We start from the raw sequence: 24,029 nt of genomic DNA, 5'->3' as shown, positions 1-24,029 counted from the left end.
AACACTCCCTCACGGAGAGAGTGTTTTTTGAACACCATGTTTGAAACCGGTACCATTTTGAAAGGGGGAAGATGAGAATGGCGTTAGACGTCATGACCTTCGGCGAATCGATGGCGATGTTTTATGCAAATGAAACAGGTGAGCTCCACGAGGTTTCTTCTTTTTCCAAAGCGCTCGCCGGAGCCGAAACAAACGTTGCCGTCGGGCTGGCCCGCTTAGGCTTTCGGGTAGGCTGGGTTAGCAAGGTTGGCGCTGATTCGCTCGGGACCTTCATTTTAAATGAATTGAAAAAGGAACATGTCGATATTTCAGCAGTCAAACGCACAGCAGGAAAACAGACGGGAATATTGCTTAAGTCAAAGGTTGAAAGCGGTGATCCTGATGTGACTTACTACCGGAAAGGGTCGGCCGCAAGCACAATGGGCATCGAAGATTACCCATCCGGTTACTTCAAACAGGCGAACCATCTGCACATGACAGGGATACCGCCTGCCTTATCAAATAAGATGAAAGCATTTTCTCATCACGCTGTTCAGCAAATGAAAAAGGAGGGAAAAACGATTTCGTTCGATCCGAACCTTCGTTTTCAGCTTTGGCCCGATCAGGAGACAATGGTGCATACGATCAACGAATTCGCATCACAGGCGGACTGGTTTTTTCCCGGAATCAATGAAGGCAAGCTGCTGACAGGCTTTCATACCCCTGAGAAAATCGCGGCGTTTTATTTGGAGCAGGGAGTCAAGCTGATCGTCGTCAAGCTAGGAAAGGAAGGCGCCTATTACCGGACGGCGGAAGAAGAGGGCTATGTGTCCGGATATCCCGTTGAAGTGGTCGACACCGTTGGAGCGGGGGATGGTTTTGCCGTCGGAATGATCAGCGGACTGCTGGACCGGCTGCCATTGGAAGAGGCAGTGCAGAGGGCAAATGCCATCGGAGCGCTCGCGGTTATGGCGCCGGGTGATATGGATGGCCTTCCGTCAAGAGAACGGCTTAAAAGTTTTATGGCGGCTATGAGAAACAATCAAAAAATAGGGGGGTAACCATAATGGGAATGTCCATGATGGAAAAAGTGCAGGAACATCTGGCAGAAGCCGGGCTGATCGCCGTCGTCCGGGCAAAAGACATGAAAGCGGCTGAAGACAAGATTCATCGCCTGATCGAGAAGGGAATTACCGCGATTGAAATCACATATACCACACCGGGAGCGTCCGAACTGATCGAAACATTTGCAAAAAAAGACGGCCTCTTAATCGGGGCGGGAACGGTCACAGAGAGCGGACAGGCGCGGGAAGCCGCCGCCCGGGGGGCTCAGTTTATCGTCAGTCCCGGTTTTTCCAGTGAACTGGCTGATGAAATGGCTTCCATGCATCCATTTTTTATTCCGGGGGTTTTGACGCCGAGCGAAATAATGGAAGCGGTATCAAAGGGGTTCCGCACATTGAAATTGTTCCCCGGCGGGACATCAGGGATTCCCTATATGAAAAATCTAGCCGGGCCTTTTCCAAACATCCGCTTTATTCCAACCGGGGGTATCCATCCGGGCGATGTAGAAAAGTGGCTTGATGCCGGAGCATTGGCTGTAGGGGTGGGAAGCCAGCTCGAAAAAGCCTCTGCAGAGGATCTCGAGCGCATTTTTCACAGAGGCATCAAACATCAATAAGGCATTTCTAAAGATCAATAGCTTTGTGTTTTCATTAACCTGAGAATAGGAGATTAAATGATGAAAATTAAAGCAACGATTGAACGTGTGCCGGGTGGTATGATGATCATTCCGCTGTTTCTGGGCGCAACGCTGAATACGTTTGCCCCTGGAACGGCAGAGTTTTTCGGCGGATTTACGGGCGCCCTGATTACCGGAACACTGCCGATTTTAGGCGTGTTTATCTTTTGTGTGGGAGCGACCATCGACTTTCGCTCTTCAGGCTATATCGCCAGAAAAGGATTGACGCTTTTGATCGGCAAAGTTGGTTTTGCCGCTGTATTGGGGTTGATCGCTTCGCAATTTATCCCTGATGAAGGGATAAAATCGGGCTTTTTTGCGGGGCTCTCCGTTTTAGCCATTGTAGCGGTCATGAATGAAACAAACGGCGGACTGTATTTGGCTTTAATGAATCATTTGGGACGAAAGGAAGACGCCGGTGCTTTTGCTTTTATCAGCACGGAGTCAGGCCCGTTTATGACGATGGTTACGTTTGGTGTGACAGGACTCGCGGCATTCCCATGGGAGACGCTCGCTGCGACGGTCATCCCGTTTTTACTCGGCTGTATACTGGGAAACCTTGACACAGAGCTGCGCGATTTATTCGGCAAAGTCGTCCCGGCGATTATTCCGTTTTTTGCATTTTCCTTAGGAAACACGCTCGATTTTAAAATGCTGATCAAATCGGGCCTGTTGGGGATTTTTGTAGGAGTGGCGGTCGTCATATTATCCGGAAGCTCACTTTATCTCTTGGACAGATTCATTGCGAGGGGAGATGGTGTGGCAGGAGTCGCGGCATCATCGACCGCCGGGGCGGCCGTAGCCGTTCCATACGCCCTTGCTGATGCAAATCCGATGTTTGCACCCGTAGCGGAATCCGCCACGGCGATCATTGCCACAAGCGTGATTGTCACCTCGCTCTTGACGCCGCTCGCGACAGTTTGGATCGAAAAAAGGACAAAGCAGAGGAAGCCTCCAAAACAAATAACGATTGACTATAAATGATTCAGGCAAAAAGCGCCGCGGATAGAGAAGATCCGCGGCGCTTTTTGTTAACGTGTTGAATGAACGTCACCAAATTGTTGAAATTCACCAATGAAATCCGTGCTAATATCAATATATAGTGTTTGTTTGAAAAGCTAACACAATATATGGTTTTAATAGGAGAGATCAGGATGACAACAGGCAGTAAAGAACAAGGATTATCACAATTGACAGAAACGTTTCACGACATCGTAGGGTATGGAAACCATGATATTATGCAGGAAAATGCCAATGTGGACGGCCGGTCCCCGATGGGGCAAATGAGCCGGTTTGCATCCGAGAGCTCCAGACATTATGCGCTCCATTACTTAATGTCGCCGGAAGTGAAGAAGGCGGTCGATGACAATTTTTTATATCCGCATGATTTGGATTTTATGGCAAGCGGAACGACGACCTGCTGCCAAATTCCTTTAGGAAAGCTGCTGAAAGACGGATTTAACACAGGCCACGGATCCTTAAGAGAACCGAAAGACATTATGAGCGCGCTATCGCTTGCATCCATCATCTTTCAATCGAATCAAAACATGCAGCATGGGGGCCAATCGTTTCCGATGTTTGATTATGACTTGGCGCCCTATGTCCGCAAAACGTTTGAAAAGCATATGAAGAGAATCAAAGAATATCCGACTTCATGGTCTGAAGAGGAAAGCGCCGAAAGGGCGTGGATAGAGACGGATCGGACAACCTATCAAGCTTGCGAAGCATTTATACATAACGCCAACAGCATGCACTCCAGAGGCGGAGGGCAGGTTCCGTTCGTCTCCATTAATTATGGAACGGACACCTCAAAGGAAGGACGCATCCTCATCAAGAACATTCTCAAGGCGACAAAAGCCGGTTTGGGCAAAGGGGAGACGCCGATTTTTCCGATTCAAATTTTCAAAATGAAAGAAGGAATCAACGTCCGCCCGACAGATACGAACTATGATTTATATCAGCTGGCTTTAGAAACGAGCGCTGAAAGGCTGTTTCCCAACTTCAGCTTCATTGATTCTCCCGTAAACAAGCCTTTTTATGACGGGACACCGGAAAGCGAAATCGCTTATATGGGCTGCAGAACCCGCGTCATGTCGAATATCAATGGGAAAGAAAACAGCATCAGCAGAGGAAATTTGTCATTTACATCGGTCAACATCGTCAAAATTGCCCTGCTTAGTGAAAGTATTGACCAATTTTTCACTTCTTTAAATCATTACATCGATCTAACCATTCAGCAATTGCTGGAACGTTACGCCTTTCAATGCAAAAAAAGGGCAAAAGACTTCAAATTTCTTTATTCGCAAGGCATTTGGCATGAAAGTGAGAAGCTTGGCCCAGATGACACACTTGAAGACGTCCTGAAGCACGGAACGTTGAGCATCGGTTTTATCGGACTTGCCGAAGCCTTGACGGCATTGATTGGCAAACACCACGGAGAGAGCGATGAAGCATTTGAACTGGGAAAAAGAATCGTTCAATTTATGAGGGATAAAGCAGACGAAGCCACTGAGCAGCACAAGCTGAACTTTTCCTTGATCGCGACACCTGCGGAAGGACTTTCAGGGAAATTCGTGAAAAAAGACAGCGCTCAATTCGGCTCTATCCGCAATGTAACAGACCGGATTTATTATACGAACTCATTTCACATCCCTGTTCACTATAAGCTGACAGCAATCGAAAAGATCCGGAAGGAAGCGCCTTTCCATCTGCTGTGCAACGGCGGGCACATCAGTTATATCGAATTGGACGGAGATCCGAAAAAGAATATTAAAGCGATGGATACGATTGTCAATGCGATGCGCAAAGAAGGCATGGGATACGCATCGATCAATCATCCCGTCGATCATTGCAAAGCCTGCGGCTTTACCGGGATTATCGATAATGAATGTCCGCAGTGCAAAAACCGTGATGAAGCATTCATCGAACGGATCAGAAGAATTACCGGATATTTGGTCGGGGATATGTCAAAATGGAATTCCGCGAAAAGACAAGAAGAAAAGGACAGAGTGAAGCACCTATGAAAGTGATGAATATTATCCATGACAGCATCGTAGACGGAGAAGGACTGAGGACAGTCGTCTTTTTGGCCGGCTGTCCGCATATGTGTGAAGGCTGCCATAATAAACAGAGCTGGAATATCAATAACGGATTTGATATGAGCGTTGACGAAGTGTTTGCAGAAATTATGAAAAACCCTCTCACAAACGTGACGTATTCAGGAGGGGAACCGCTTTTGCATGCAAGCGAGCTGATCGAGCTCTCGAAGAAAATCAAAGAGCATTCTGATAAAGATATATGGCTGTACAGCGGATACACGTATGAGCAGATTTTAAGCAATGAAAAGCACAGCGCGCTGTTAGCCTGCTGTGATGTATTGGTCGATGGTCCGTTTGAGATTAATAAAAGAGATTTGACACTGCTTTACAGGGGAAGCTCCAATCAAAAGATTATCGAATTAACATGAACAGAGGCCTGACAGGCTTCTGTTTTTCATTGACTTCTATTGAGATAACGTCATAATTGAATATGAAAAGGTTATCCTTAAAAAGGACTGCCAACGATAAAAGAAAGCGTTTTATTTACATAGCCCTGCATGGAAAAGGATATGGATAACAAAGGGGGTAACGGCTTCATGACGCAATCACCGATTTTTTTGCAGCCTGAATTCAAGGAAAGAATATGGGGAGGAACAGCCTTGAGAGAACGATTTGGCTATGACATCCCTTCTGATTTGACAGGTGAATGCTGGGCGATTTCCGCTCATCCAAATGGGCCGAATCTCGTGGCTTCAGGACAGTATAAAGGAAAAACGCTCGCAGAGCTTTGGAATGAGCATCGCGAACTGTTTGGCGGCATAGAAGGCGACCGCTTTCCGCTTCTAACAAAAATTCTCGACGCGAACAAGGATCTTTCCGTTCAGGTTCACCCTGACGACTACTATGCGGGAGAACATGAAAACGGTGAACTTGGAAAGACGGAATGCTGGTATATCATCGACTGCAAAGAGGGGGCGGAAATCGTCTACGGCCACACGGCAAGAACGCGGACAGAGCTTGTCACGATGATCAACAGCGGGGATTGGGATAATCTTTTAAGGCGAATTAAAATCAAACCGGGCGATTTTTATTACGTTCCAAGCGGTACGATACACGCTCTTTGTGAAGGCACGCTTGTCCTTGAAACCCAGCAAAGCTCTGATACGACATACCGGGTGTACGATTATGACCGGACTGACCAAAATGGAGAAAAGCGCGAGCTTCACCTTGGACAGGCGATCAATGTCACAACCGTGCCACATGTTGACGGATACGCTGACGAATCAACAGAAACAAGAAAAGGCATCACCATTAAAACATTTGTTGAAGCGGAGTATTTTTCAGTATACAAATGGGATGTCGATGGACTCGCCGAGCTGACTCAGGATCACCCTTTCCTTCTGTGCAGTGTCATAGAAGGGGAAGCCAAGCTCATTCAGGGCGGTGAAACGTATTTGATCGGCAAAGGAACAAACTTTATCCTGCCTGCGGGAATCCATGACTTTACAATAGAAGGAACATGCGAACTCATTGTATCGCACATATAAAAAAGCTTACCGGTCTCAAAAAAAGGCCGGTAAGCTTTTTTATTGTGAAAAAACATCTCCACAGTGCCGATAAAAAGAGAAAGCAAGATCAAGAACCTAGGAAGCTCGAAAGGGCGAGGGGAGAAGAGAATGTGAACAAGACTATCAAAAAAGCCGTCTGTTTCACTGCGATGATGTTATGCATACATGCGGCAGTTCCGGCAATTCCCGCTTTTGCAGCATACACGGACACTTCCGTCTACAAAATTGAAACAACAAAAGAGTTTAATAGTGAAAACGAAGCTGTAAAAGCAGTTGAACAACTGAAAAAAGACACGGGATGGAAAGCCGAGTATCAACCATCAGGAAAAAACGGTACAACATACGTCTTGATGACAGGCGGGATTGAAGGGGAGAGCAGAGCCAAAAATCTGCTTGAGCAGCTTCAAAAAGAAACGGCCTTGAAAGCATCCTATGGTACGATCGGTCAGAAAGAACCTTTAGCAAAAGCGGTGTCAAAGGAATTTGCCGGTGAAGCAAAAGCCAAGGAATGGGCTCTCCAATTTGAAAAAGAAACCGGCCTGAAGGCAGCTTACACAATCGCTGGAAAACGAGAGGCTTACGTTAAGGTGACCACAGAGGGAATTGAGGGGGAGAAGCAAACAAAAGCCATCCTCAGCCGTTTTGAAAAAGAGACCGGCCTAAAGGCGTCATACGCTCCATACGGAACCGGAAAAAATACAGTAAAGCTTTATTCGGGTGAAATCGCAGACGGAAACAAAGCGAAAAGCCTGCTTTTGCAATTTGAAAAAGAAACCGCCCTTAAAGGCTCTATAGAAACGATAAGAAAACAGCAGCCCCGGTATAAAATTGTCACCGGTGTGATACAAGGTGAATCAAACGCGAAAAATCTGCTGAGGCAGTTTGAAAACAAGCTTAAGATGAAAGGCAAATATGAAGCCGCTGGGAAGCCCGGGCAGCTATATCATATCAAATCGGGATATTTTAATGACGAAAAGAGCGCGAAAAATGCCGCCAGCCAAATGAAAAAGAATACAGGCGTGGCCTCTGCCGCAAAAAAGGTGAAAGGGACGCGCTTCTGGATGATCAGCACGAAAAATGTGGACAGTCAAAATCTCAAAAAAATAGATGTCTTTTTCAAAAAGAAAACATGGCGCTATACCGCCTCTAAGGCGGGAAAAAAGCAAACATCTTTCCGGATCGTTTCCAGCGCGGTTTCAGAACAAAGGAAAGCGAACGATGGCATTCTGTTCTTTAAGAACAAAAACATTCAAGCAACGGCTCAACATGCAGGAAACACGACCGAGGTCCGCTACAGGATCGCATCAAAAGAAACCGCCGAACAAGGACAAATCAATAAAGGATTGAATGTCTTTAAGAAAAACGGTGCAGCCGGTAAAGCAGCAGCGACAGGGAAAAAAAATCACAGTCATTATCAGCTGACAACGGCATCTATTTATGAACAGGACAAGGTGAAAAAAGCGCTCCGTTTCTTTGAAGAGCTCGGCCTTCATGCAGCAACCGAAAAGACAGGTCAATATGACAGCCGGTATACGCTAAGTTCAGAGGCTGTGCTGAGCACGGACAAATTAAAGCAAGCGCTCGAATTTTTCAGCAAGCGAAATATACCAGGTAAAATCGTAAAAACCGGTGAATACGGCTACAGACAGTACCGGATTACAGCAAGCCGGATCACAAGCAAGACAGATCTTGACCGGGGGCTGAATGTCTTTAAGAAAAACGGTGTCAGTGCGACATATCAAACGAAGACGACCAGCCTTTTTCACATCTTGATCAATGAACAATTTACAGGAAAAATCCGCGCAGAGGCTGCAGCCAATCGGATCAAAACAAGTTACGGATGGCCGGTGACGATCATCAAAATCAAAAATGGCCCGCAAATCACCACGAACGATTACGGGATCACGCTAAGCCAAATGGTAGACAAGCAGATGAAAGTCAGTCCGCAAACGGATGCGCCTGCATATGTATCATTAAGCTATATCAATACTGCCAACCAAACCGTAACCGCGGATCTGTTGAATGTCAGGTCAAGTCCGCGCGTCGTTAGCGGAAATATCATCGGACAGCTGCAGAAAGGGAATAAAGTCAGCATCATCTCCCAAGAAAACGGCTGGGCTAAAATCAGAATGAACTGGCGCAATGCGAGCAGAGAAGAAGTCGAGAAATATGTCAATCCGGAAAATTTCACAAAGGACAGCTCGGCGTACTTTCAATTTTTAAAACTTTCGCAAACAGCCGGATTGAATGCTGCCGAAGTCAATAGAAAAATTCTTTATCATAAAGGAATTTTGACAGGCAAAGGACAGGCGTTCATCGATGCCGCGAGAAGATACAGCATCAATGAACTGTACCTCATTTCGCACTCCCTCCTTGAGACGGGCAACGGAACTTCCGAGTTGGCCAAAGGAACGATGTTCAACGGCAAAAAGGTTTACAATATGTACGGAGTCGGTGCCTATGACAGCAATCCGCTCTACTATGGCGCCAAATACGCCTATGAACAGGGCTGGTTCACACCGGAGGCCGCGATCATGGGCGGAGCTAAATTCATCGGTGAAAAATACATTCACCACCCGACTTACAAACAGGACACACTCTATAAGATGAGATGGTCGCCGAATGCCCTTCATCAGTACGCGACAGATGTCGGCTGGGCTTACAAGCAGGTGGGGAGAATGTACGGCCTTTATGTATTGCTTGAAGACTATACTTTGTATTATGATGTATCGGTTTATCGTTAGGGAGCAGGGACCTGCTTCCTATTTGTGTAGGTTTTTTTACACAACAAATTCCCTGATAAAGGAAAGGAGAATTGTGTCGAAATTCGCGAACTGCTGTTGCATTTGTCGTTTTGTAAATATTATAATCTTAGATAGACTTACAGAATTATATGAATCTGTTTCATTTGGTGATTCGCTTGCATATTTTACATTTTCAGGTGATGATGGGATTTGATTCATACGCAGCATCATTTTTAAAATTTTTGTGGAAGTGCGGGGAGTTTATTTGAAAATTTTAATGATCACACAAAATTTTTATCCTGAAATCGGCAGTGCAGGTAACCGGATGAAAACCATTTTCCTTATGCTGAAGCAAAAAGGTTATCATGTAGATGTTTTGACCACAGAGCCGACGTATCCTTCCAGAGACATTTATTCTCAAGAAGATTTTTGGAACGAGCGGGAAATCGATGTAGACCGAAAAAGAGTTACTCGATTGTCAGTTCAGAATAAAAAATATTCTTCAAACTTCTTTAGCCGCCTGTTCTATTATCTTGAGATCATGTTGAAAATGTTTTTTTACGTGAAGAAGGATAAAAATAAATATGATATTGTGTTTGTTACTTCTCCGCCTATTTTTGTAGCATTTGTCGGTTTAATCGCTAAAAATCGTTACAATGCGAAACTGCTGTTGGATGTCAGAGATTTATGGCCGGAATCACTGAAAGGTGTTGGCGTATTTAATCGTTCTTATATCATTTGGTTATTTGAAAAAATGGAATCTGCTTTATACAAAAAAGCGGACCATATCATTATCAACAGTGAGGGATTTATAAACCATTTTAAAAATAAATCCGAGGGTTTAACAAAAAAGCTGATATTCCTGCCGAATGCTGCCAGAAAAAAAGAGACGATACTGAAGAAAAGAGACGGCGACTCAATGTTTAATGTCGTTTATGCAGGCAACATTGGACTGGCTCAAGATGTCACAATTTTAATGCAGCTTGCAAAAAAGCTGAGTGAACATAATATTTCTCTAAACGTTATTGGCTATGGAGTGCAAAAACAGACTTTTACAGATTTTGTCCAGCGCCATAACCTTAAAAACGTTAAGCTTATAAAGCCGATGGGAAGACAAGATTGTTTAAACCGGATGTCGCGCTGTGATGTGGGAATTGCAACACTGAATAATTCCAAGGTCTTTGAAACTGTACTCCCGGGTAAAATTATTGACTACTTAACATGCAAACTTCCTGTTGTCGCTTCATTGTCTGGATATTCCAAACAGCTGATTGAAAATGAAAAAATCGGCTTTGTGACAAGCCGTCAATCAGTTGATGAAATGGTAAGCTATATTTTAAAGCTTTACAATGATCCGGAACTATTAGAAGAGATGCAGTCTAATTGCAGAGAATTTATCGAAAAAAAATTCTTGTGGGAAAACAATATTAACAAATTAACGAATTTGTTAGATCAAATTGCTAAAGGTTGATTATGATGAGAACAAAAGTTTGTATGTTTGTTTGGAACCATTTTACAAATGATGCAAGGGTGATGAGGGAATGTACAGCACTGTCCGAAGATACCTATGATGTTGATTTGATTTGTATCCACGATCCAAAAGATCCTAATCTTAAAACTTTTGAAGAATACAATCAACATTTTAGGGTGCATCGCGTCAAGAGATATCCGGTAAGCCTTCAGTTTTTTCAAATGATCATGAAGAAGTTAAGGCAGAATAAATTTTTGCTGCTGCTGTCTGCTCTCTTATGGCTGTTTTTAGTATATATGATGCCGATTCCTGTCATCATCTGTACTCTTTTTGCTTTAACCGTTCTCAAAACGAAACTGAAGACAGCAATTGTCAGAGGAAGCATCATTTTAAGAATGATTTTAAAAGGGGCGAAGCGGAAGTATGACATCTACCATTCAAATGATTTAAACACACTTCCGCAAGGTTATATATGTTCAAATTTCCGCTTGAAGAAAAAAAAGCTGATTTATGATTCTCATGAAGTACAAACAAGCAGAACGGGTTACGACAGCAGCTTTTATGGAAAAATGGAAGCTTTTTTGATTAAAAAAATTGATGCAATGATTGTCGAAAACCATACGAGAGCAAAGTATAATGAGGATCTTTACAGTTTTTATCCGGATGTAGTGCACAACTACCCATTTAAACAAATAGAAGAAAACAGTGAAAAAATCGATCTCCACAGCCTATTGAACCTTCCGGAAAAGGAAAAAATCCTTTTGTATCAAGGGGGTATACAAACGGGAAGGGGACTTGAAAATCTCGTTAAAGCGGCTCCGAAATTTATCGAAGGAACACTAGTGTTTATTGGAGATGGCCGTATAAAGCCCGATTTGGAAAAAATGGTTGATGAAATGGGAATCGAAGACAGAGTTAGATTTTTGCCAAAGGTTCCGCTGTCTGACCTCCCTAAATATACGCGCAATGCATATTTAGGTTTTCAAGTATTAAATAATGTGTGCTTTAATCACTATTCAGCTTCTTCGAACAAATTGTTCGAATACATGATGGCCGGGGTTCCGGTGGTTGCTTGTGATTTTCCCGAGATCAAAAAGGTAGTGCAAAAAGAAAAAACGGGAATTATTGTAGACTCTCATGATCCTAGTTCCATAGCCGAGGGTGTGAATCATCTCCTTGCAAATCCAATGCTTAGAAGTGAATTGAGTAGGAACTGTGAAAAAGCAAGTGAAATATATAATTGGATGAAGGAAAAAGAGAGGTTTATAGTGATTTACGAAACAATGAGAGGGAGAAAAGCATGAAAAAAACATCCCAAGGTACGGAAGAAACCTCAAATGAATTTGTAATAGAAGATCTTAGATCTAAATTGGATTTTGTGTTAAATGAATTGGAAAAGCAATTTAAACTAAGAGAAAATGAATTACTTGAATTAAAAAAACTAGAAGAAAAGTACTCAAAACTAGAAAAAAGATATTATTCCTTGAGGAATTCTTTTTTAGGGAGATTAACAATAAAGTACTGGACGTTCAGAAGAAAGTTAACTAAAAAAAAGTAAGATGTTAGTGAGGAGTATTTTATGATTAATAAAACCCAGGAGAAACTCAATTCCTTATATCAACAGAGAGCATTTATTGAGAGTTTCATTTCTGCTTCTTCAGCTGAAGAGAGTGTAGGAAGCTGGTATATACCAAGCAATCGAAATGTACTAGTTGATGAAAGTTATAAGATACACAAAAGTGATTTAGGGGTAAGTTACATTTCTTTTGATGAAAAAAATAGAGATTTCTCGCTAGGACCGGAGATAAATTCTTTAAATTTGGCTGATAGTACATCTTATAATATTTCTTTTGAAGGGAATAAAAGTGAAGGAATCAAGGCCGATTTTTATATTTTAGTCTATAATAACCAAAAAGAAAAAGTTAGAACAGAGTCTTTGTTACTAAATGAGTCGAAAACTATTAAGTTTAATAATGAAGAAAAATTTATGAGGTTTGCTATCCGACTCAAAGGAAGAGGATTTTTAGATATAACAAAATTGGCTATCAATGATATTCTCCTTTGGAACAATGTAAAGCAAACAAAGCTTAAATATATTGATAATACTCAGTGGTGTATACCTAATTTACCGAATATCAAATATGACAAGCTTAGTAAAGAACTAAATTTCCAATTGAAAAATAACCACCATATTTATCTTTCCTATAAAGAGCTCAACGAAAATTTTGATATTAAGCCCAAATTTCCAGTTGCATTTGATAAGGAATCTTTTTTCGTTTCATTTAGAGGTGAAAAAGATAGAACATTAGATGTTCAACTCTCTATTATTTTCTATGACAATCAATCGAAAATAAATGTGAAGAAAGTTGCTTTTAACCAAAATAAAAAAATAAATGTTCCAAAGGGATCTGTCTGGGCCAGGCTGGCCATTAGAGTCGCTGGTTCTGGCAAATTGAATTTTGAAAAAATCGCAATAGACGGTAAAGAATTCTGGAATCCCTATTTGTTTGAACAAAAACCAGTTAACAATGAAGTTTTTGATTATAATGCAAAAATCAATATGAATATGTTTAGAAGCAAAGTAGATAATTTGGTCACGTATAATCAAGAAAAAGATGTAATCACCTCTTTCCTAATTGGAGAACAGTATAAACATTTTTATCTTAAAGAAATACCGTTTGTAGAAAATGGAAGCAGTTTTCCGGTAAAGCAGAATCATGTTTACGAATTCTTTTTAGGTGCTTCAATGAAAGGCGAATTAAGGTTGGACCTTTTTGTTGAAGGATATGATGATTATGACAGAATTGAAATCCACCAAATAAAAGTAAACCAAGCAACTAAGATTGAGTTTAATGATAATACCAAAATAATCAGGTTGTTTTTCCGGCTGAGGGGCAAAGGATACTTAAACAATCTCTCCCTCGGTATAAATGAGAGAGAAGTAGAGTATACCAAACGCCTCAAAGTAGATCTTGATCCGAAAGATTGGTTTTATAGTAAAAAAAGTTTAAATCTAATAAAAGAAGATAACAAATTAATTGGGGAGATCACGAAACAAACTAATCAAAAACAATATTTATCTTATAGAGAAAAGAATAATAAGTTTAGTATTCCTCCGAAAAATAATTTAATTGATATAAAAAGTGAATATAAATATGAATTCGATTTCCGTGCTTCAATGGGTGAAGGAATCGAACTGATTCCAATGATTGTAGGATATGCAAATGACGAAAAAATACAGGTTTATCAGCTCAAAGTTAACGATGTTACAATCTATAAACCGCAAAAAAATGTAAATAAAATAAGAATTACAATGCGAGTTGGAGGGTCTGGACAATTTTGTATTGAAGAGTTCGAGATTAGGGAATGTTCATCTGTAAGTGATCATACAACTCCAGAATGGAATACTAAAAGAGAAGTTGAACAAATGGGTTTATTGCCTTCGAAAAAGATAAACGAGTTGAAAATGGCTGTTATTTTTGATGAATTTACAAGAGCCTCATTTTCGGAAGAATGTGATTTAATTCAATTTACACCTGACAATTGGCTTGAAGTTTTAACAAGAGATATTCCCGATATGCTTATGGTTGAATCAGCATGGAATGGCAATAATGGATCTTGGTTTAAACGTGTCGGTGATTATGGTGAAGAACAAAATAAGGCTCTATTTGATCTTATTAAGTGGTGTAATGCAAAAAATATACCAACTGTCTTTTGGAATAAAGAAGATCCTGTTCACTATAATCGGTTTATTAATATCGCCAAAAAATTCGATTATATATTTACCACAGATGAAGATATGGTGCCTTTTTATAAAAAAGAGGTAGGACATGAAAATGTTTATTCGCTTCCGTTTGCTGCTCAGCCGAAGATTCACAACCCTATTAAAATCCAAAATGAGCGAATAAACAAAGCCTGCTTTGCTGGCTCATATTATCGACTGCATAAAGAAAGATCTGAAGATATGGATCGAATACTAGATATTGCAAAGAAATATGGTTTAGATATTTATGATAGAAACTATGAAAAAACATCAGCCGGTTTAATGCCTAATCATTGTTTCCCTGAAAAATATAGTGAAAATATCAAAGGTACTCTAAAATATTATGAAATTGATAAGGCATATAAAGGCTATAAGGTAATGATTAATGTCAACACTGTGAAAAATTCTCCTACGATGTTCTCTCGAAGAGTTTTCGAAGGTTTAGCTTGCGGGACGCCTGTTATCAGTACCTATGCAAAGGGAGTTAAAAACCTATTAGGGGATCTCGTGTACATTTCTGAAGATGAACAGGATATCAATAATGCGTTTCAATTCCTTTTGAATTCCGAGGAAAATTACCGTAAGAAGGCAATGAGGGGGATTCGTGAGGTATTAAAGTACCACACTTACACACACAGGTTAAATAAAATTATTGATAAAATAGGCTTGAACTTTAGAAGTGAATTACCGAGAGTAACAGTTTTAGGATTTGCAAGTTCAAAGGAAGAATTTTTGAAGTTGCTAAAAAAGTTTGAGAAGCAGACTTACCAGAACAAAGAATTATGTATCTTGGTAGATTTATTTCCAGGATACCTTGAGCTGTTTAATAAATATAACAACAAAAATGTTAAAACCTTTATAAAAAGCTACTTTCATAACTATCAAAATATAAAAGAGTGGCTTGATACCTCATACTGTGCATACTTCTCATCAAATGATTATTATGGAGAGAATTATCTTTTGGATTTAATGTTATGCACAACCTTTACTGATAGTGAAGTCATAGGTAAAAGAAGTCAATTTGCTTTTGTTGATAATAAGCTTGTTGAAAATAACCCTAATTCTGAATATGAATATGTCTATAATTTAAAAATTGCAAGTTCGGTGTTTAAATTGGATGTATTCGCAAAACAAAACTTAAATGATTTATTGTCAGATATGGAAAAAGGAATGGATTTTTCAATTTACTATAAGCAAGGCAGCAGATTATTTAGTAATGATAAATTTAATTATGTTGAAAACGGCGATTCAATTACGGCTGTGGAGCAACTTAAACAAATTGAGATTTGAGGTTTGTCTTAAATGAGAGTGAATAAAAAGAAATTAGTAATTGCAGGCCACGACTTAAAATTTGCTGAAGATATTATCTCGATTTTAGAAAAGAGTGATAACTTCTCCATTAAAATTGATAAATGGAAAGGTCACAATGTTCATGATGAAGAATACAGCCGGGAATGTCTTAAATGGGCAGATATCATTTTTTGCGAATGGGGTCTTGGGAATGCAGTATGGTATTCAAATCATAAGTTGCCACAACAAAAATTGATCGTGCGGATGCATGCCCAAGAACTAAAAACAGTTTATCCTAGGCAGTTCAGAATCGAGAATATAAATAAGATAGTTGCTATCTCTCCCTATATATATGAAGAATTTTATAGAGTGTTTAAATTCCCTAGAGAAAAAATGTTGATGATTTACAATTCGATAGATACAAAAGTTTTGAATAAGACAAAAAAAGATTCTGACTTTAATCTTGGGTTTATCGGGATGTGTCCAAAGTTAAAACGGCTTGACCTTGCCATTGATATATTTGAAAAGTTATGGACATTAGATAATAGATACAAATTGTATATCAAAGGAAAACATCCTCAAGAATATCCTTGGCTTTGGAATAATGAAACCGAAAGGGATTTTTATGAGACCGTATTTAAGAGGATTAGGGAAGCTGAGTGGAGAGATTCGGTAATCTTTGATGGCTTTGGAAACGATGTCCCCGAATGGTTGCAAAAAATAAATTTTGTTTTATCAACGAGTGATTCGGAAAGCTTTCATTTAGCTCCTGGTGAGGGGATGGCTTCAGGCGCGTTTCCTGTTATTTTAAATTGGGATGGAAGTAATACGATTTATTCATCAGAATATATTCATCAAAATGTTGATGAGTGTGTAAAAAAGATTATTGAGATTAATTCAATAAGTGACAAAAATGCCATGAGAGAAAAATTAGTAAAATATACAGAGGAATATTTTGATGTTAAAAAAATTGCAGCACAGTGGATTAATGTGATAGAAAATCTTTATTCCGAAGGAGAGGGTTGAATGTGGTCTTTTTATATAGGCCGGACCGGATGACAGAAACACAGCTTCAAGCATTAGTAAAAGCATTACCTGGTAGCAGGAATAAAGATCCTATAGACGCAGCAAATTTAATATTGAGAAGAAACGCTTTTAAGATACCTCCTTTTGGAATAACAACCTATAAAGAAAAGATTGACTGGAAAGGCGATCAATCAAGAAGTTATCTCAGGCTCATACATGCCAATAGCTTTTTAGGTTGTCTATTGGAAGCTTATATTTTTAAAAATGATGATATTTATTTATATAAAGCATTCGATTTGATTGAAGACTGGATAGAAAATAATGATTATATTGATACAGCCAATACAATGGGATGGCATGATGAAACGACAGCGCTAAGATTGCAGTATTGGTTGAAGTTTTATATTTATGCTAAAAATAAAATGAATCAAGACAGGGTAGAACGATTAAAAAATAAAATGTGGGAAACCGCAGAACTGTTAAGTGACGATTCTTTTCATTCAACCAATACAAACCATGGGATGTTTCAAGATATTTCACTATTACAATTTGCTTCATTTTTTATGTTTGAAGACGATGAAAAATGTAGAGAGTTTATTGAGGTATCAATTGAAAGGCTGAAAAATTATTTCGAATATATTTTTACAGCAGAAGGGGTTCATAAAGAACATTCGCCAGCGTACCATCTATTGGTTGTTTCTCAAATAAAAAAATTAATGGACTGGATGAAAGAGTTTAATAGCAATGCTTTCGAAAGTTTTTATGCTTTATATCTTAAAGCAGAGAAGTATGCTACACACGTCATTCGGCCGGACGGATTTCTACCTCCTATTTGTGATACTGAACCAAAAAAAGTTTTAGAAACAAGTTATAATCATCTTTTTGATACCGATGAATTTCTTTATTCTGTTACTAATGGAGAAAAAGGAACACCGCCGGCAGATAATGATATTGTGTTTAAAGAGGCAGGTTATGCAATATTCAGAGATGATTGGAACAAAAAAGAAAAGGCAACATATTGCTTTTTTTCAGCAGCATACCACGTCGATTATCACAAACATAGTGATGACTTAAATCTTTATATTTATTCAAATGGAGAGATCATAACCGAAGCCGGTCCAAATGGTTATAACTATAAAGATCCATACACTAGATATGCTTTTTCTTCATACGCTCATAACACTTTATTAGTTAATGGGAAGGGCTTGCCTCGAACTGATGGAAAATATGATGATGTTTATATTGAGAATTATTATATTGGACAAGATGAAAGTGAAGCTACCGGTGTTAATAAACGTTTTGACGGAGTAGTTCATAAAAGAAACGTAAAGTTTAATAAGCAAAATCAAAATATAATTGTTCAGGACACGATTTCTTCCGATACTAAAAATGAATACCAACTTTTATGGCATGTGGCCAGAGATATTGAAGTGAAAAAAAGAGATCATATTGTAGAGTTTTTTAGGGGCAATCAAAAAGTAATGGAACTCGAATTATCTACAAAAGCTTCTCCAATCATCAATATTAGAAAGGGTCAAACTGCACCAACATATAGCGGATGGATTTTTCCCGAGATGGAGAACAAGCTACCTTCTACTACTCTGGAAGTCAATTTAACTGGAAGCAGTGTTGATTGCCGGACTGAATTTCGTTTTTCCTCTTTTAAAATACCAGTATTAAATGAATCTTTACGTCTTGAAAAAGACTACTCAAGTACAAGAGATTTAAAGTATTTATTTGAGGAAGCAACTGAAGAGAGTTATAAAAATCATTTGACTATCGTCTTCTCAGCTATGGGGAAAGATTATAACTATATGTTTAATTACAAAAAGACTTTAAGCAGTCTAAAAACAAACAAGTTATTTATATTGGATGATTTCGGCATACAAGGTTCATATTATATTGGGAAAGATAGAGACTTTTCTATAGAAACATCTGTTATGTCTCTGATAAATTATTTCACCTCCAAATATGAAATTTTACAAAAGAACATAACAGCTGTCGGATCATCTAAAGGCGGTTTCTCTGCACTTTATTTTGGAATAAAATATCACTTTGGTAACGTAATAGCCGGCGGACCACAATCAAAGCTTGGACAATTCCTTATCCATCAAGCGCCGCATAAACATGTCGCTGAGTACATTGCCAGCGGATTTACCGAGGGTGATTGTTATTACCTTGACCAAATACTTTACAACATTTTAAATCAACCTGTAGATAATAGCCCAAATATAAAATTATTAGTTGGGAAAAAAGATCATCATTTATCCGATCATGTCATGCCGCTGTATAACACTTTGAAAAATAAAGGATATAAAACTCAGCTGGATATTAAAGAAAATATGGATCATACGGGGTTAAAGAGATATTTTCCTCGTTATCTACAGCATCATTTAAAATTAATATTGGGTATTCAATCTGATTATAATATTCATTTAGATATAGATGACTTTTATATTAAATCTGTTCATACTGAAAGAAGGGATGATAGTATTATAGTCTCTACAAAGGCTTATGGAGAAGATCTATACTATGCTTTTTACCTTTATAAAGAAGGAATTTTGGAAGAAAAGATACCTTACAGTCGAAGTAATCAAGCTATTTTTAATATAAAAGAAAAAGCCTCATATCAAGTCAGAGCTTATGTGAAAAACAAAACGGATAAACGTGTTGCTCTTAACAGCGATCCAATTAAAATTAATTAGAGAGGGTTTTAAATATGAAAATTTGCACTATTGGTTTAGGTTATATAGGTCTCCCTACTTCAATAATGTTTGCTAAACACAACAATGAGGTCATTGGAGTAGATGTAAAACCAGAAGTTATTGACTCACTTAACGCTGGTTTGATCCATATAGAAGAACCAGGCCTTCAGGAGGCTCTAAATGAGGTAGTAGAGAAAAAGTTATTTAGGGCCGCTTTAAAACCCGAGAAAGCTGATGCTTTTATTATTTCAGTACCTACCCCAAATAGTGATGATGAGCATAAATCGTGTGATTTAACTTATGTTTTGAGTGCAGTACAAAACGTTCTTCCTTATTTAGAAAAAGGCAATGTTTTAATTGTCGAATCTACAATCGCTCCTCGAAGCATGGATGACCATGTAAAACCAATAGTTGAAAATGCAGGCTTTGAAGTAGGAAAAGATATATTTCTAGCTCACTGTCCGGAACGAGTTTTGCCGGGGAAAATTCTTCATGAACTTATTTTTAACAACCGTATTGTTGGTGGTATTACGAATGCTTGTGCAGAAGCGGGTGCTAACGTATATAAGACTTTCGTAAAGGGAGAAATCATAAAAACAGATGCTAAAACGGCCGAAATGTCAAAACTCATGGAAAATACATTTCGAGATGTCAACATAGCTTTAGCAAATGAACTTGCGAAGGTTTGTAATGAGCTTGATATTAATGCTCTCGAAGTCATCAACATGGCAAATAAACACCCTCGTGTAAATTTACACACACCTGGTCCTGGGGTAGGCGGGCATTGTTTAGCTGTCGATCCATATTTTATTATAGCTAAAGCTCCTCAGACTGCAAAGTTAATTGATATTTCTCGTTCTATTAATACCTCAATGCCATATTACATTGTTGAAAATGTAAATAAATTAATGGAGAAAAATAATGGAAAAGTCATTTCTATTTTTGGTTTGACATATAAAGGGAATGTTGATGATATAAGAGAAAGTCCTGCTATGGAAATTTTGAACATATTAATACAGCAGAAAAAGTATGAGATTAGGGCATATGATCCTCATGTCAATCAGGATTTCGTATATAAAAACATTCAAGATGTTGCAGAAAACTCCGATTTAATTTTAATTTTGTCTGATCATAACGAATTTAAGGAATTAGACTGGAGTAGTTTATCCGGAATGTCAACTAAACAGGTTCTGGATACTAAAAATATTGTAAAAAACCGTTCAAGTGAGTTTGATTATATTAATCTTGGAAATTTATACAATGCTATTAAAAAAGAGAATGTATTTGTATAAGGAAACCCCTGTGATTATCATGATAAATAATGAAGAACAACAATGATTGATTACAGACCTTTTTTGTTAAAATAATTCTGTTTTTTCGATGAAAAGCTGGCGTTTCGGACTTTTCCACGTCCAATTCACCAGCTTTTTTAAAGCGAACACAAGCATAGCCTGCATGGACAAGTTTTACTTCCCCCGCAGGCCATGCTTATGTTTTAAATCCGCAAAGCGTGCTCGATCGTTTCTTTACGTTTGCCCATAGGCTTGTTTATTTTTCTCCCAAATGATCTTGCCAGAGATGCGAATAGATTTTTTGATGATTTTGGCTTTCCATACATTGATTCAGCAATGGGAGGTGTTCACATCGTTTTGCAATTTGAAGCATAAACCCGATAGCTATCCCGGTTGGTTGTGCGATATGTCAGAACGTAATCTTTTGCGTGTTTGGACAAGCTGGTAAACCCCAATCTAGATTCCACTCACATTTTAACAGAGAAGCTTGTCGATCAAAGCCACTTTTTATGACTTTGTCGAATAATTTTTCAAACAACTAGATTTCGTTTTAAAAAAATTCAGCTTTACAATCCTACTAATTGTCCGATATATTTAAAGAGTTCTTTTTAAAGGGTGAATGGAAGGAGGTATAAATTGAAACGGATAGCATCCATATTAACTTTGACTTCTCTTTTTATACTCTCAGTTGCATATCCTAATTTCGCACGGGCTTATACCGACTATTCAACTTATAATTTAGAAACGCAAAATCATTTTTTAGGAAGTAAAGAGGCACAATCCGCTGTTGAAAAAATAAAAAATGATTTTGGATGGAATGCCACTGCGAAAAAAGGCGCATCGTATGAAAATTACCAAATTTTATCTGGCGGCTTTTCTAGTGAAGAAAGAGTGAAATCTGCTCTACAGGATTTTAAGAAGAATACAGGAGTTGCAGCTTCTTATCAACCAATGGGCAGTGCTGTAGATTATCAGCGTATTGTAACAAGCGCATTTACTGGAGAAGACAGAATTAAAAACGTTTTAGAGATGTATCAACAAGAAACCGGCCAAAAAGCGAGTTATAAACCGGAGGGAACAGCGAAAAGCTACCAGCGTATTATAACGAGTGCATTTACCGGAGAAGACAGAGTAAAAAGCGTTTTAGAGATGTATCAACAAGAAACCGGCCAGAAAGCGAGTTATAAACCGGAGGGAACAGCGAAAAGCTACCAGCGTATTGTAACGAGCGCATTTACCGGAGAAGACAGAGCAAAAAACGTTTTAGAGATGTATCAACAAGAAACCGGCCAGAAAGCGAGTTATGAACCGGATGGACCAGCAAAAAGCTACCAGCGTATTGTAACGAGCGCGTTTACCGGAGAAGACAGAGTAAAAAACGTTTTAGAGATGTATCAACAAGAAACCGGCCAGAAAGCAAGTTATGAACCGGATGGACCAGCAAAAAGCTACCAGCGTATTGTAACGAGCGCATTTACCGGAGAAGACAGAGTAAAAAATGTTTTAAAAGATTTCAAAGAAAAAACTGGATTGGAAGCTAGCTATGAATTAGTTGGTGAAAAAGAAGATTCGAAGTATAGAATTGTAACACAATCGATATTAGATGAATCAAAACTAAACACTGGATTGAAGTATTTTCATGAAAACAACTGGGGGGCAACAGCCCAAAAAACCGGTGAAACAGGGTATGAAAAATTTAGGATTGTAACCAATCCAACATTAGATGATTCAGAGATTAAAGCAGGCTTAAAATTCTTCACAGATCACGGCTGGGGAGCATCGGCTCAAAAAACCGGTGAAACAGGGTATGAAAAATTTAGAATTGTAACCAACCCAACATTAGATGATTCAGAGATTAAAGCAGGCTTAAAATTCTTCACAGATCGCGGCTGGGGAGCATCGGCTCAAAAAACCGGTGAAACTGGATATGAAAAATTCAGTATTGTGACCAACCCAACATTAGATGATTCAGAGATCAAAGCAGGCTTAAAATTCTTCACAGATCACGGCTGGGGAGCATCAGCTCAAAAAACCGGTGAAACTGGATATGAAAAATTCAGTATTGTGACCAACCCAACATTAGATGATTCAGAGATTAAAGCAGGCTTGAAATTTTTCACAGATCACGGCTGGGGAGCATCAGCTAAAAAAACCGGTGAAACTGGATATGAAAAATTCAGTATTGTAACCAACCCAACATTAGATGATTCAGAGATTAAAGCAGGCTTAAAATTCTTCACAGATCATGGCTGGGGGGCGACAGCCCAAAAAACCGGTGAACAAGGCTATAACAGGTATCAAATTGTAACAGCATCTAATTTATCAATCAATGAATACAAAAAAGCCCGTGATTTCTTTATACAAAAAAAATGGTCATTTACTTATACAAAAACAAATGATTACTATTATAAAATTATAATAGGAGAATTTACGGGTTATGATAATGCCTCCTCTTCAGCTTCGAAAATAAGGAGCAAATATGGATGGGATGTTAGCATTAATAAAGTTTTAAACGGCCCGCAAATCATGTATACCGATTACGGCCTCACCCTCAGTGAAATGCTGCAAAAGCAAATGAGTGTGAACCCGCAGACCGACTCTCCGGGTTATGTATCGCTTTCTTATATCAATACGGCCAACAGTACAGTAACAGCAGACTACCTAAATGTAAGATCTTCGCCGAAAGTAGCAAGCAACAACATTGTAGGGCTGCTTGAAAAAGGCGACAAAGTCAGCATCGTCGGCACTGAAGGAAACTGGGCGAAAATCAACATGGGCTGGAGAAACGCTAGCGAAGATGAGACCGTCTATTATATTAATCCGAACAACTTTTCAATGGACAGCAAGTATTACTTCCAGTTCTTGAAATTGTCTCAATATGCAGGTCTATCAGCCAGTGAAATCAATAGCAAGATTTTAAAAGGCAAAGGAATTCTTGAAGGAAAAGGAGCAGCATTTGTAGAGGCATCTAAAAAATACAACATTAATGAATTGTATTTGATCTCTCATGCTCTTTTGGAAACCGGAAATGGAACTTCAGAATTAGCCAACGGTGTCAAATACAACGGTACAACGGTTTACAATATGTATGGCTATGGTGCATATGATTCCTGTGCGGTATCATGCGGCTCCAAAACAGCCTATGAGCAGGGGTGGGATACACCTGAAAAGGCGATCATCGGCGGAGCCGAACTGATCGGCAAAAACTATATCCACCGAAGCGGATTTCAGCAGGATACTCTGTTTAAAATGAGATGGGCTCCAACGGCGAGTCACCAATATGCAACAGATATCGGCTGGGCTTATAAACAGGTAAATCGGATGTACAGCTTGTACACGCTGCTGGACAACTATACGTTGTATTATGATATTCCTAAATATAAATAGGCAAAAAGATCAGACGCTTAAATGC

15 protein-coding genes are annotated in these 24,029 nt (G+C 39.1%); all 15 read left to right on the top strand.

Annotated features, from left to right (window positions below; genetic code table 11):
* The first annotated feature begins 77 nt into the window (after positions 1–77).
* The gene (locus ACINLD_RS16175) at positions 78–1,040 is read left to right on the top strand and encodes a sugar kinase (protein ID WP_026588987.1); all 963 of its coding nucleotides are present in this window, start codon (positions 78–80) and stop codon (positions 1,038–1,040) included.
* Between the two features lie 5 nt (positions 1,041–1,045).
* On the top strand, positions 1,046–1,660 hold the full coding sequence (locus tag ACINLD_RS16170; protein ID WP_035428526.1) for a bifunctional 4-hydroxy-2-oxoglutarate aldolase/2-dehydro-3-deoxy-phosphogluconate aldolase: 615 nt from the start codon (positions 1,046–1,048) through the stop codon (positions 1,658–1,660).
* Positions 1,661–1,720: 60 nt separating this feature from the next.
* On the top strand, positions 1,721–2,704 hold the full coding sequence (kdgT, locus tag ACINLD_RS16165; RefSeq protein WP_026588985.1) for a 2-keto-3-deoxygluconate transporter: 984 nt from the start codon (positions 1,721–1,723) through the stop codon (positions 2,702–2,704).
* Between the two features lie 170 nt (positions 2,705–2,874).
* The gene (locus ACINLD_RS16160) at positions 2,875–4,743 is read left to right on the top strand and encodes an anaerobic ribonucleoside triphosphate reductase (protein WP_077736069.1); all 1,869 of its coding nucleotides are present in this window, start codon (positions 2,875–2,877) and stop codon (positions 4,741–4,743) included.
* Complete coding sequence (gene nrdG / locus ACINLD_RS16155) at positions 4,740–5,186, top strand: anaerobic ribonucleoside-triphosphate reductase activating protein (protein WP_277691747.1); 447 nt, start codon at positions 4,740–4,742, stop codon at positions 5,184–5,186. The genes ACINLD_RS16160 and nrdG overlap by 4 nt, the downstream gene beginning before the upstream one ends.
* A 168-nt stretch (positions 5,187–5,354) precedes the next feature.
* Positions 5,355–6,305, top strand: a complete 951-nt coding sequence (gene manA / locus ACINLD_RS16150) for a mannose-6-phosphate isomerase, class I (RefSeq protein WP_277691746.1) — start codon at positions 5,355–5,357, stop codon at positions 6,303–6,305.
* Positions 6,306–6,436: 131 nt separating this feature from the next.
* Positions 6,437–9,070, top strand: a complete 2,634-nt coding sequence (locus ACINLD_RS16145; RefSeq protein WP_410207076.1) for an N-acetylglucosaminidase — start codon at positions 6,437–6,439, stop codon at positions 9,068–9,070.
* A gap of 265 nt (positions 9,071–9,335) precedes the next feature.
* Positions 9,336–10,541, top strand: coding sequence for a glycosyltransferase family 4 protein (locus tag ACINLD_RS16140; RefSeq protein WP_236251196.1), 1,206 nt, complete (start codon positions 9,336–9,338; stop codon positions 10,539–10,541).
* Between the two features lie 2 nt (positions 10,542–10,543).
* Positions 10,544–11,845, top strand: coding sequence for a glycosyltransferase (locus tag ACINLD_RS16135; RefSeq protein ID WP_410207075.1), 1,302 nt, complete (start codon positions 10,544–10,546; stop codon positions 11,843–11,845).
* The gene (locus tag ACINLD_RS16130; protein WP_409444343.1) at positions 11,842–12,099 is read left to right on the top strand and encodes a hypothetical protein; all 258 of its coding nucleotides are present in this window, start codon (positions 11,842–11,844) and stop codon (positions 12,097–12,099) included. The genes ACINLD_RS16135 and ACINLD_RS16130 overlap by 4 nt, the downstream gene beginning before the upstream one ends.
* Before the next feature lie 21 nt (positions 12,100–12,120).
* Positions 12,121–15,594, top strand: a complete 3,474-nt coding sequence (locus tag ACINLD_RS16125; RefSeq protein ID WP_409444342.1) for a glycosyltransferase — start codon at positions 12,121–12,123, stop codon at positions 15,592–15,594.
* A 12-nt stretch (positions 15,595–15,606) separates the two neighbouring features.
* Positions 15,607–16,620: a glycosyltransferase family 4 protein gene (locus ACINLD_RS16120; RefSeq protein ID WP_410207074.1), complete on the top strand. Its 1,014-nt coding sequence runs from the start codon at positions 15,607–15,609 to the stop codon at positions 16,618–16,620.
* Between the two features lie 29 nt (positions 16,621–16,649).
* Entirely contained in the window at positions 16,650–19,325 is a 2,676-nt protein-coding gene (locus tag ACINLD_RS16115) for a heparinase II/III family protein (RefSeq protein ID WP_410207073.1), read from the top strand.
* A gap of 14 nt (positions 19,326–19,339) precedes the next feature.
* Positions 19,340–20,617, top strand: coding sequence for a nucleotide sugar dehydrogenase (locus ACINLD_RS16110; RefSeq protein ID WP_409444339.1), 1,278 nt, complete (start codon positions 19,340–19,342; stop codon positions 20,615–20,617).
* 636 nt (positions 20,618–21,253) lie between these two features.
* The gene (locus tag ACINLD_RS16105) at positions 21,254–24,004 is read left to right on the top strand and encodes an N-acetylglucosaminidase (protein WP_410207072.1); all 2,751 of its coding nucleotides are present in this window, start codon (positions 21,254–21,256) and stop codon (positions 24,002–24,004) included.
* The last annotated feature ends 25 nt before the right edge of the window (positions 24,005–24,029 follow it).

Source organism: Bacillus sp. z60-11 (assembly GCF_046464135.1).
In the GTDB taxonomy this organism is placed as follows: Bacteria; Bacillota; Bacilli; order Bacillales; family Bacillaceae; genus Bacillus; species Bacillus sonorensis_A.
The sequence above is the reverse complement of the archived record's forward strand: the minus strand, read 5'-3'. Positions and strand labels throughout refer to the sequence as shown.

Bases quoted from the DNA above. Each gene is read 5' to 3' on its own strand.
- ACINLD_RS16160 (WP_077736069.1), top strand. From the start codon at position 2,875: ATGACAACAGGCAGTAAAGAACAAGGATTATCACAATTGACAGAAACG.
- ACINLD_RS16115 (WP_410207073.1), top strand. From the start codon at position 16,650: ATGACAGAAACACAGCTTCAAGCATTAGTAAAAGCATTACCTGGTAGC.
- ACINLD_RS16125 (WP_409444342.1), top strand. From the start codon at position 12,121: ATGATTAATAAAACCCAGGAGAAACTCAATTCCTTATATCAACAGAGA.
- ACINLD_RS16135 (WP_410207075.1), top strand. From the start codon at position 10,544: ATGATGAGAACAAAAGTTTGTATGTTTGTTTGGAACCATTTTACAAAT.
- ACINLD_RS16130 (WP_409444343.1), top strand. From the start codon at position 11,842: ATGAAAAAAACATCCCAAGGTACGGAAGAAACCTCAAATGAATTTGTA.
- kdgT (WP_026588985.1), top strand. From the start codon at position 1,721: ATGAAAATTAAAGCAACGATTGAACGTGTGCCGGGTGGTATGATGATC.
- manA (WP_277691746.1), top strand. From the start codon at position 5,355: ATGACGCAATCACCGATTTTTTTGCAGCCTGAATTCAAGGAAAGAATA.
- ACINLD_RS16170 (WP_035428526.1), top strand. From the start codon at position 1,046: ATGGGAATGTCCATGATGGAAAAAGTGCAGGAACATCTGGCAGAAGCC.
- ACINLD_RS16120 (WP_410207074.1), top strand. From the start codon at position 15,607: ATGAGAGTGAATAAAAAGAAATTAGTAATTGCAGGCCACGACTTAAAA.
- ACINLD_RS16175 (WP_026588987.1), top strand. From the start codon at position 78: ATGGCGTTAGACGTCATGACCTTCGGCGAATCGATGGCGATGTTTTAT.
- nrdG (WP_277691747.1), top strand. From the start codon at position 4,740: ATGAAAGTGATGAATATTATCCATGACAGCATCGTAGACGGAGAAGGA.
- ACINLD_RS16110 (WP_409444339.1), top strand. From the start codon at position 19,340: ATGAAAATTTGCACTATTGGTTTAGGTTATATAGGTCTCCCTACTTCA.